Source organism: Candidatus Izemoplasma sp., from assembly GCF_982632705.1.
Map to the genome: position 1 here is coordinate 1 of NZ_CEXEES010000056.1, position 10,605 is coordinate 10,605.

Genomic DNA, 10,605 nt, shown 5'->3' on the forward strand with positions numbered 1-10,605 from the left:
CTATTAAAATAAATACTAGGATATCAAAATTACCTGGATAGATCGCCATAAATATAATCGCTAGTACGTTTTCAAAGTAATCTAGTAGAATAGCAATTATAGGTAGATAATTTAAATATCTATGTGCATTTGATTCTGTTATGTTTTTAGTAAGTAAGGCTGTGGTTGAAGCAAGAAATAGAAAATATATAATTGGCCAGATAAGATCAAATGTAACTCTTAAATAAATGTAATTTAATCTACCAGCTACTCCGTATAATTCTCTTATATGATATAGTTCTTTAATATCTGTTTTAAATCCTGTGTCAATTGAATCGGATACTCCGATTAACTCTTCACTTAATGTATTAACCCATGGTAAAACAAGACTGACAAATAGTACAAAGAAAACAGTAAAGAATAAAACTTGTTTCCATGTAATATTTCTAAGCCAGTTTGTATAAGACTCTTTAATTTTATTGTAAAGTCTCTTCATACTTACCACCTACTTTTATTGTAGCATTATTTAATGAAATTAAAAAGAAGACGAAATTATTCGTCTTCTTTCATTACTTTTTTTAGTCCTTCTGAGACAAAGTTTCCATAGTCTAATGATTCGTCATACTTGAATAAAAGGGTTGGAGTTTTTCTCATTTTAACTCTTTGTGATAATCTTGAACGTACAAACCCTTTGCTGCGTTCTAATGCTTTTTTAGCAGCTTCACGTTTTGTGTCTTGTCCTAGAATTGTATAATATACTGTGATATAAGATAAATCGTTAGTAACTTTTACTTCTGTAATTGTTAGGAAACCGATTGAGTTTTCTTTTACTTCTGTTCTATATATATCTGTCAGTGTTCTATGGATGTTTGTTGTTAGTCTATCTATAGTACTCATTTACGTTTGATTTCTCTCTCAACTGAGGCTTCGATGATATCTCCTTGTTTGATATCATTGTATTTCTCAATCATGATTCCACATTCGTAACCTTCTTTAACTTCTTTAACGTCATCTTTGAAACGTTTTAATGATGCCATTTGACCTTCGTAAACAACAACACCTTCACGTAAGATACGTACTAAACTATTACGTTCAATGTTTCCACCAGTAACATAACAACCAGCAATTGTTCCAACTTTAGAGATTTTGAATGTATCTCTAACTTCAGCTTGTCCTGTTACTATTTCTTCGAATTCAGGATCTAACATTCCTGTTAGAGCTAGTTCGATTTCTTCTAGTGCTTTATAGATAATATTGTATAGACGGATATCTACACCTTTTTCTCTTGCTGTGTCACGTACTTTACTAGATGGGCGTACATTGAATCCCATGATGATTCCACCACTAGCTAACGCTAGTACTACATCAGTATCTGTGATTGTACCAACTGATGAACGGATGATATCAATTTTAGCACCTTCTACATCAATTTTTTCTAGTGAAGCTTTTAATGCTTCAATAGAACCATGAGTATCCCCTTTGATGATTAAACGTAATTCTTTGGTTTGTCCATCGTTGTAGTTTGCAAACAAATCATCAAGTGATACTGCTTTTCCTACACCACGTTCTTCTTTCCAAGCTCTGTGTGTTCTTTCTTCAGAAACAACACGTGCTTGTTTTTCATCAGTGAATACCATGAAGCTGTCTCCAGCTTGAGGTACATCATTTAACCCAGTTACTTCAACTGCTTTTGCAGGTTTGGCAACTGTTAATCTATGGTTTGTATCATCAGACATTGCACGTACTTTACCAAAAGTATTACCAGCAACTAAGATGTCACCAACTTTAAGTGAACCGTTTGCTACTAATAATGTAGCGACAGGTCCTCGTCCTTTGTCTAATTTAGATTCTATAACGTGTCCAGAAGCTAATCTGTTTGGATTTGCTTTGTACTCGTTGATTTCTGCAGTTAATTGGATCATTTCAAGTAATTCGTCAACACCGTCACCTTTTAATGCTGAAATGTTACAGAAGATAGTTTCCCCACCCCATGCTTCAGGTACTAGGTTATGTTCTGTTAATTCTTGCATTACACGATCAGGGTTCGCTCCTACTTTATCCATTTTGTTTACAGCAACAATGATAGGTACTCCAGCAGCTTGTGCATGATCGATTGCTTCTTTAGTTTGAGGCATAACTCCATCATCGGCAGCTACTACTAAGATAGTAATATCTGTTACTTGTGCACCACGTGCTCTCATTTCTGTAAATGCAGCATGTCCTGGTGTATCAATGAATGTAATAAGTGATCCGTTTTTCGTTACTTGGTAAGCACCGATATGTTGAGTGATTCCTCCGGCTTCGCCTTCAGTTACTCTACTGTTACGGATTGTATCAAGTAATGTTGTTTTACCATGATCAACATGTCCCATAATTGTTACTACAGGAGGACGACCTTGTAGGTCTTCTTCGTTGTCTTGGATATCCATGTCTTCAAAACGAGATAAGTCTGTAACTTGTTCGTCTTCAAGTTCGAAACCAAAATCAAGTGCAATCAGTTCGATCGTTTCACGATCTACTGATTGAGTTTGTGCAGCCATGATACCTAGACCCATTAACTTAGTAATTACTTTACTAACAGGTAAGTTCATTCTTTCACTTACTTCGGCTACTGTCATGTCTTTTTTATAGTATAATATTCCGTCTGTTTTCTCTTGTGTAACAACAGGAACATTTGTCATTCTTGTGTCTTTTTGTTTTGTTTTTTTGATGTTTTTCTTTGCCATCAAAACCACCTCTTTCTTAGGAGTTCAAGTATTCTGTGATTTTCTTATTAAATCCCCTGTCATCAATAATCATTACTTTTCTGTTTTCCTTGCCAATCGCTTTTGAAAGTTCGTCTGTTGTGAACTGATTGATAACGGTACAGTTAAATGTATATGCTTTGTTGATGATTTTTTTTGTTATGTTTTCTCCAGCATCTGATGCTAGGAATACGTTTAGGTTCGTGTTCTTCATTTGTTTTAAAACGAACTCTTCACCTAGTATTACTTTGCGAGCTCTTGTAGCGAGTCCGAGTAAGTTTAATATTTTATTCTTCATTTTGTAATAGCTCCAGTAACTCAGTGTAGATTGATTCTTCTACAACAGTGTCTAAGTGTCTATCTAGTTTTTTTGTTTTCTTTGCTTTTAAGATGATTTTTTCATCTTTTTTAAGGTAAGCTCCTCGACCGTTTATTTTACCAGTATTGTCTACTAGTACTCCACGTTCTTTGTTTTTAACGATTCTTATTAAATCTTGTTTTGGAAGTTGTTCATTTGTAATCACACATTTACGTAAAGGAGTTTTATGCTTCTTCACTATCTAGCCTTCTGTATCTGATTCCTTCTTCTTTGGCTTGTGTGATTGATTTGATTTCAATTTTCCATCCTGAAGATTGTGCAGCTAGTTTTGCGTTTTGACCTTTAACACCGATTGCCGCTGTTAAATCTTTGTCTTTTACAATAACCAATGCTTGTTGTTTTTTCTTGTTTGGATTAACCGCTAAAACTTTTGCTGGTTCTAATGCAGCTAATACTAATTCAGTAGGTTCTGAACTCCACTGATATACATCCACTTTTTCACCTTGTAATGATTCAAGAACTTCTTTGATACGAGCTCCTTTGAATCCTACAACTGCTCCTACTGGATCTACGTTTTCATCATGACTGTATACTGCAACTTTTGATCTGTCTCCAGCATCACGTGCAATACCCATTATCTCTACAGTACCATCCATGATTTCAGGACATACTTGTTCGATTAAACGTTTTACTAAGTTTTTATCTGTACGTGATACAAATACTTTAGGTCCTTTTGTTGTCATATCAACTTTAGTGATATAAACCTTTATTCTTGCACCTACAAATATATCGTCAGAACGTAGTAATTCTTTACGTGGTAGACTTGTTTCCATATTGTTACCTAAGTCTAGTGTAACAAAATCTTTGTTTAGAGAAACGATTTCTGTGTTGATCATTTCGTTCTCTCTATTTTTGAATAAGTCGTATGCTTTTTCTCTTTCAAGTTGTTTCAAACCTTGCGTTAAGATTTGTTTTGCACTTGATGCAGCGATACGTCCAAAATCTTTTGGAGTTTCTTTATATGTGATAACATCTCCAATTTTTGCAGTTTTACGTTTTTTACGTGCAACAGCTAAACTGATTTCTCCTGGGTTCACTACTTCTTCAGCAACGATGTAATCTGCGCTTAGTACAATTTGAGCTTTGTCTTCGTTAAACTCAACTGTTGCGTTTTCAGATGTCTGGTGTTCTTTTTTATATGCGTTTAAAATTCCGCGTCCCATTATCTCTAAAATCTTTTCTTTTTCTAAGCCTCTATCGATAGCTAGTACTTCTAATGCTTTGAAAAACTCTTTACTAATCATTTGTGCTTACCTCCTATAACATTATCGTTAATCTAATGAATTCAATATCCATGTAGTTAACTTTATGAACTGTTTTATTTTTTATTTTAACCTGTAAAACATTGTCTTTAAACTTCTCTAATTTACCTTCGAGTTTCTGTTCTAATGTTTTAACATACACAGGTTTTCCAACTGCTCTTTTTACTTCTTCAGAGTTTCTTAACTCACGTTCTGCACCGGCTGATGTTACTTCTAACATATACGGTTCTACAAACGGATCGATTTCATCTAATTTGTCGCTAATAGCGTGGCTTACTTTTACACAATCATCGATATTGATATACGTATCATTTTCAATCATTACTCGTAATATATCGTTGCCACCTTCTTTGACGATTTCGATATCATATAGGTAATAATTAAGTTCTTCGATAAATGGTCTGATTTGTTCTAATAGTTCCATGTTATCCTCCTTTAAAATATAAGAAAGAGCCGGTTTTGACCGACTCTCTAACTCATATGCATTTGTATTTTATCATATATATATATGAAATGCAAGTCTATAAATTATCCGTTGATTTCACGGAACTGTACACCAGCATTTGTAAATATTCTTTTGATGTTTTCTTCGAAGCCTTTTCCTGATCCCCAATCGAATCTGAAAAGCCATCCTTTTCCTCCACCACTACTAGATGCATGTAGTTCAGAGTATTCTTCTTTATCAATGATAACGACGCTGATTGACATGCGGTTACTATTCATCATACTGAAAACTTCGTAAACCATGAAATAACTGTATGTATCTAGTTGAGATGCATGTACAACTTCACCTCTTGTTTGACCTTGTTGAAAGATTTTCTTAACTTCGTCACCACGTTTTTGAATTCTTAATATCATAGTCTCACTCCTTACTAGTAGTATTATATTGTACTTGGCTCTTTTATACAAGGCCAACAGATGTATATTTTTGTATAAAAAAATAGAAACAGAAACGTTTCTATTTAATACTAAACTCAAATCTTGTTTTATGATTGTATGCTTCGTTTTTTCTTAGGATCTGATTTGTCAGATTCTGTATATGCATACTGTTTGGAGGTAACTGTGTTTCAAAACAGATACCTAAATGCTTTTGTTTTTTTGCATTAAAATTTAGTTCTTGATTATCAGGATGATTATGTGAATAACAGACAATCGATGGATATGTTGTATATATGTTCATAAGTCTTTTTGAGACAGGATCATATAGACTAGCTTGAATCTGATTGTATAATTCTTCATCTAATAAAAACGGATGATCAATACCTCTAGCATCATTTTCCAGAAATACCGACAATGGCTTTGATTGTCTGAAATCTAGGTTTGTATTCTGAACATCTTTGATTGATGTGGGGATAAGATTAACCAAGTCTAGGTATCTAGATGCATTTATAAATATCTCTTGATTCAGACAATTTCTTTTGAGGTTTCCAGATAGATTGAAATAGGAATGATTGGTTAGATTTAGGATTGTATCTTCGTCTGTGATTCCTTGATATTCAATCTCTAATTCATTCTCTTTAATTGTGTAGATTACTTTGATATTTATATTGCCTGGATAGTTGGAATTCTGTTTTGGTTTTAAGATACTGAATGCTACTTTAGTTTCATTCTTTTTTTCTATAATTTCATAATCAAATATTCTAAAAGACAAGGCCTCTTCTTCACCGTGAAGATTAAAAGGAAGAGTTCCTGTATTTAGAGTATGTAATTGATTATCTATCTTGAACTCACCGTTTTGGATACGGCCACTTGTTGGACCTATGGTAGCGTTTAAGAATATCTTATTGTCGATATATGATTCTTTATTCTTATATCCAATAAGGACAGATTCCATTTTTCCATTTTTGTCAGGTATTTTTATATAAAGGATTGTTGCTCCATAATTTAAAAACGAGACCTCTATGTTTTTTTGTTTCACGTGAATTGTTTTATAAGTGACATCATTTACTATATAGTTTTCGATTTTGTGATTAGCCATAATAACACTCCTTATAGTTCCTATTTATATTGTAAATGTAAAAAAGAGCTTTTACACTCTTTTTTTGAGAAAGGATTATATATGAGAAATAATCACTAATGTAGATCCGTTTGGTTTAATAATATTTGTGTTTTGTTTCATACCATCAATGAATATTCCTTTGTCTTCGTTATGTGATATATGTATCTCATACATTGTGTCTCTAAATTTCCTTGTGATTACTACGTTATCAAGTTCTTTAGGTAATACAGGCTTGATACTCAATCCGTCAAAATCTGGTTTGATTCCTAGTATATACTGCGAGATAGCAACAAAGTTCCAAGCTGATGTTCCTGTTAACCATGAGTTCTTTGCTTCACCGTGGTTTTTAGCTTCTTTTCCTGCGATCATTTGTGAGTATACATATGGTTCTGTTTTATGAGTATGTTGATTTTCATGGATAAAAGCAGGTGCTATTTTTTTGTATAATTCAAATGCTTCTTCACCTTTATTTAATTCTGTATATGCACACATAATCCATGGATTATTGTGACAGAAGATTCCACCGTTTTCTTTATACCCTGGTGGGTATGAAGATATCTCACCAAGCTTCTCGTCATATTTTTGATATGCAGGATAGTTTAATACCATACCGTGTTTTGTGTCTAATAATTCTTTTGCGCTATTCAGTGCAGTTTCTGCGAATCCATCTTCGACACCGATTCCTGCCATGACACACATACCTTGAGGTTCAATAAATATTTGTCCTTCTTTGTTTTCCTTTGAACCGATTTTATTACTGAATGCATCATATGCACGTAAGAACCATTTCTCATCAAGTCCATGTTCTTTTACTGCGTTAATCATCTCTTCGATTTTAAGCTGTTTATTTCGTGCCTCGTGTGGTCTATTTATTTTGATCAATAGTTCAACATATGGTTTTGCTGAATACACAAATAGTCCTGCGATAAAGATACTTTCTGCAGTTAAACCATCACCTTTATTTTGTACTGTTTGGAATGATTCTCCTGGTTCAGTAGAGAAGCAGTTTAAGTTTAGACAGTCATTCCAATCCGCTCTACCTATAAGAGGTAATTTATGCGGACCTAAATTGTCTGAAACTTTGGAGAAGCATTTATCTAAATGCTCCAATAATGAGCCTTTTAAGTCCTCATTTGATTCGTATGTTATAACTTCATCTAAGATAGAGTAATCCCCTGATTCTTTGATATAGTTTACTGTCGATAATATTAACCAGTTAGGATCGTCATTGAACCCGGTACCCAGTCCTTCATTACCCTTTTTGGTTAGTGGAGAATATTGGTGATATGCTCCTCCATCAAGAAGTAATGTAGCTGCTAAGTCGAGAATTCGTTCTCTTGTTTTTACTAGATCCATATGCATGAAACCTAGTAAGTCTTGATTGGAATCTCTAAACCCCATTCCTCTACCAACTCCTGATTCAAAGTATGAAGCAGATCTTGATAAGTTATATGTTGTAACTGTTTGATATTGATTCCAAATGTTTACCATTCTATCTAGTTCTGGACTATTACTTTTCACTTGGTAATTAGATAACATATCTGTCCAGTATTCCTTTAAATCAGTAAATAACTTTGATACTTTTTCTTTTGTATCAACTTGCTGAATCATATCTTGTGCGATTGAAGTATTAACTGTGTTGTCTTTATTATATTTATTAGTATTATTTTCTACGTATCCAAGTGTATAAATGATTGTTTTAGTTTCCCCTGGTAGAAGATCAACGTCTATTTTTTGAGCAGCGACTGGTTGCCAGCCTTCTGCCACTGAGTTAGATAATTCTTCATTTTTTATTCCCTTTGGTTTTGATACATCGTTGTACATTCCAATGAACTCATCACGTGATGTATCAAAGCTGCTAATATCATGATTCACATGCCAGAAGGCAAAATGATTTCTTCTTTCTCGATATTCAGTTAAGTGATATATAGTGTTTTTTTCTACTTTCACTTCACCTATTGAATAGTTTCTTTGGAAGTTTGTCATATCATCGTATGCATCCCATAAAGCGAATTCTGTATAGCTATAAAGACTGAATGATTTTACTTCTTTTGATAAGTTTTCTAACGTTATTTGTTGTATTTCTCCTTGGTATCCTTTTGGCACAAAAGCCAATTGTGAAGCTTTTATATTATTCTTAATAGATGTTATTTTTGAGTATCCAAGTCCAACTCTTGCTTCATAAGAATCTACTTCTGTGTTTGTTGGTCTTACACCTATGTTCCATACTGTGTCTTTCTCTTTAATATAGAAATATCTACCTTCACTATCTATTGGTACATTGTTGTATCTATATCTTGTGATTCTTCTTTCTCTAGCGTCTTTAAAGAAACTATATCCTCCTGCTGTGTTTGAAAACAACACGAAGTAATCATCAGAACCTAAATAGTTTATCCATGGGTATGGAGTGTATGGTGTGTTAATAACATATTCTTTTTTTATGTCGTCAAAAGTGCCATATTTCATGTGAACCTCTTTCTAGCCTTTTACACTTCCAAGTGTAATACCTTTTATGATTTGTCTTGAGAATATGATGAATACAATGATCATCGGGAAGATGGATAATACCATCAACATGTATACAGGTCCTAAGTCGAATGAGTCTGGACTTGAACTCTTTAATAGTGAGATAACAATTGGAATTGTTCTCTTATCTGGTGATTGAATAACTAAACTAGGTAAGAAGAAATTGTTCCATGAAGCAACAAAGCTAAAGATGAATTGAATAGCTAGTGCTGGTTTGATTAATGGAAGAGCAATTCTATGGAAGATCTTAAGTTCAGATGCTCCATCTACACGTGATGCTTCTACAAGCTCAAAGTGCAGTACACTGTCTAGATACTGTTTTATAAAGAAGAATGTTGCTGGTGCAGCCATCGCGGGGATGATTAACACAGCGTAGTTATCCATTAGGTTTAATGAATATAGTATTGTGATTAATCCTACACTAGCTATTTGTGTTGGGATCATCATAACCGCTAAGATAAATACAAAGATAAAGTTTCTTCCTTTGAATTTATATAAGTGAATTCCATATGCAGTTAATGCACTTACATATGTCGATAAAAACGCGGTTGATAGTGAGATGAATAAACTGTTTCTCATCGCACCAAGAACATTAATATTATCGTTTGCCAGTAAGTTATCTAAGTTGACTCCAAAGAATCCTCCAAAGAACATACTAAATCCAGATTGAATATCATAATGTTGCCTACTAGAATTAACTAGTAATGTATAAAAGATAAATATAATTGATAGTGACATCAACGCTAAAATCGAATAGATAAAGAAGCGTTGAATCTTTAAGTTTAATTTTGCCTTATTCATTAGTAGTCACCTCTTTAACTTTCTTATCTCTTTTTATATCTTTACGATAGAAGATAAAGAAGAATCCTACTGAAACAGTCGCAGTCATCAAGAATAATACAGTTGCTGCTGCACCCGCTAAACCATACTGTTTACTAACTCCAAGTAGTCTTGAAATATACATAATCACGGTCATAGATCCACTTTCTGGACCACCTGTACCTGCTGTGAAAATTTGTGGTATATCAAATAATTGAACTCCACCTACAAGTGATGTTACCATCACGAATAATAAGATTGGTCTTAGTAGGGGCATAACAATTCTAAAGAATGTTTGGAAGCTGTTTGCTCCGTCCATTTGAGCGGACTCAAATATTGATTTGTCAATACCCATAATCCCCGCCATTAATAGGATTGTTGTATTCCCAAACCACATTAAGTAGTTCATGAATGAAATCAATCCTCTTGTACTCCAATTATTGTCAGTAAAACTGAACATATCATCAATGATTCCTGATTCGACTAATACACTTGTCACAGGTCCATTGTTACTAAATAATCGTAAGAATAATAATGAAAAAGCTGATGCCATTACTAAGTTTGGCATGTAAACCAATGCTTTAAATATTCCTTGTAGTTTTATGTTTAATCTAGTGCTTGTAAACCATAATGCTAAAACAAGAGATACTACTATTTGTGGCACGAATCCGAAGATCCAAATTATCATTGTGTTTCCGAAATATTTAAAGAACTTACCTTCTGTGAATAATGTGATGTAGTTATCTAAGAATGAAAAGTTAGGACCTACTTTTTGTAGACCTCCAAACTTGAAATAGTATTCAAAGAAACTATAGTAAAATGTCGAAAGTAAAGGTATCAGTGAAAATATAACATAGACGACAACAAATGGGATTACAAATCTTACCCCCCACTTAT

11 protein-coding genes and 1 pseudogene are annotated in these 10,605 nt (G+C 33.5%); all 12 read right to left on the reverse strand.

The annotated features are described in order from the left end of the window. On the reverse strand, positions 1-475 hold a 475-nt coding region (locus AC2LE6_RS07200; RefSeq protein WP_484478591.1), incomplete at its 3' end, for a hypothetical protein. A 56-nt stretch (positions 476-531) separates the two neighbouring features. Continuing rightward, positions 532-876: a 30S ribosome-binding factor RbfA gene (rbfA, locus tag AC2LE6_RS07205; RefSeq protein ID WP_484478592.1), complete on the reverse strand. Its 345-nt coding sequence runs from the start codon at positions 874-876 to the stop codon at positions 532-534. Beyond that, positions 873-2,720, reverse strand: a pseudogene (gene infB, locus AC2LE6_RS07210) (translation initiation factor IF-2); the annotation flags it as partial. The pseudogene infB and the gene rbfA, both read right to left, overlap by 4 nt. Before the next feature lies 1 nt (position 2,721). Next, positions 2,722-3,021, reverse strand: a complete 300-nt coding sequence (locus AC2LE6_RS07215; protein WP_484478593.1) for a L7Ae/L30e/S12e/Gadd45 family ribosomal protein — start codon at positions 3,019-3,021, stop codon at positions 2,722-2,724. Continuing rightward, entirely contained in the window at positions 3,011-3,280 is a 270-nt protein-coding gene (rnpM, locus tag AC2LE6_RS07220; protein WP_484478594.1) for an RNase P modulator RnpM, read from the reverse strand. Before rnpM ends, AC2LE6_RS07215 begins: the two co-directional genes overlap by 11 nt. Next, positions 3,267-4,346: a transcription termination factor NusA gene (gene nusA, locus AC2LE6_RS07225; protein ID WP_484478595.1), complete on the reverse strand. Its 1,080-nt coding sequence runs from the start codon at positions 4,344-4,346 to the stop codon at positions 3,267-3,269. Before nusA ends, rnpM begins: the two co-directional genes overlap by 14 nt. Before the next feature lie 13 nt (positions 4,347-4,359). After that, positions 4,360-4,788 carry a ribosome maturation factor RimP gene (locus AC2LE6_RS07230; protein WP_484478596.1) on the reverse strand — a complete coding sequence of 143 codons (429 nt, stop codon included), beginning with the start codon at positions 4,786-4,788 and terminating at the stop codon, positions 4,360-4,362. Positions 4,789-4,892: 104 nt separating this feature from the next. Then, positions 4,893-5,222, reverse strand: a complete 330-nt coding sequence (locus tag AC2LE6_RS07235) for a DUF6054 family protein (protein WP_484478597.1) — start codon at positions 5,220-5,222, stop codon at positions 4,893-4,895. A 100-nt stretch (positions 5,223-5,322) separates the two neighbouring features. After that, positions 5,323-6,342 carry an aldose epimerase family protein gene (locus tag AC2LE6_RS07240; protein WP_484478598.1) on the reverse strand — a complete coding sequence of 340 codons (1,020 nt, stop codon included), beginning with the start codon at positions 6,340-6,342 and terminating at the stop codon, positions 5,323-5,325. A gap of 75 nt (positions 6,343-6,417) precedes the next feature. Further along, positions 6,418-8,829 (reverse strand): glycoside hydrolase family 94 protein, encoded by a 2,412-nt coding sequence (locus AC2LE6_RS07245; protein ID WP_484478599.1) that lies wholly within the window; start codon positions 8,827-8,829, stop codon positions 6,418-6,420. A 12-nt stretch (positions 8,830-8,841) separates the two neighbouring features. Beyond that, positions 8,842-9,690 (reverse strand): carbohydrate ABC transporter permease, encoded by an 849-nt coding sequence (locus AC2LE6_RS07250; RefSeq protein ID WP_484478600.1) that lies wholly within the window; start codon positions 9,688-9,690, stop codon positions 8,842-8,844. After that, positions 9,683-10,605, reverse strand: a 923-nt coding sequence (locus tag AC2LE6_RS07255; RefSeq protein ID WP_484478601.1) for a carbohydrate ABC transporter permease, incomplete at its 5' end; no start/stop codon positions are given. The genes AC2LE6_RS07255 and AC2LE6_RS07250, both read right to left, overlap by 8 nt.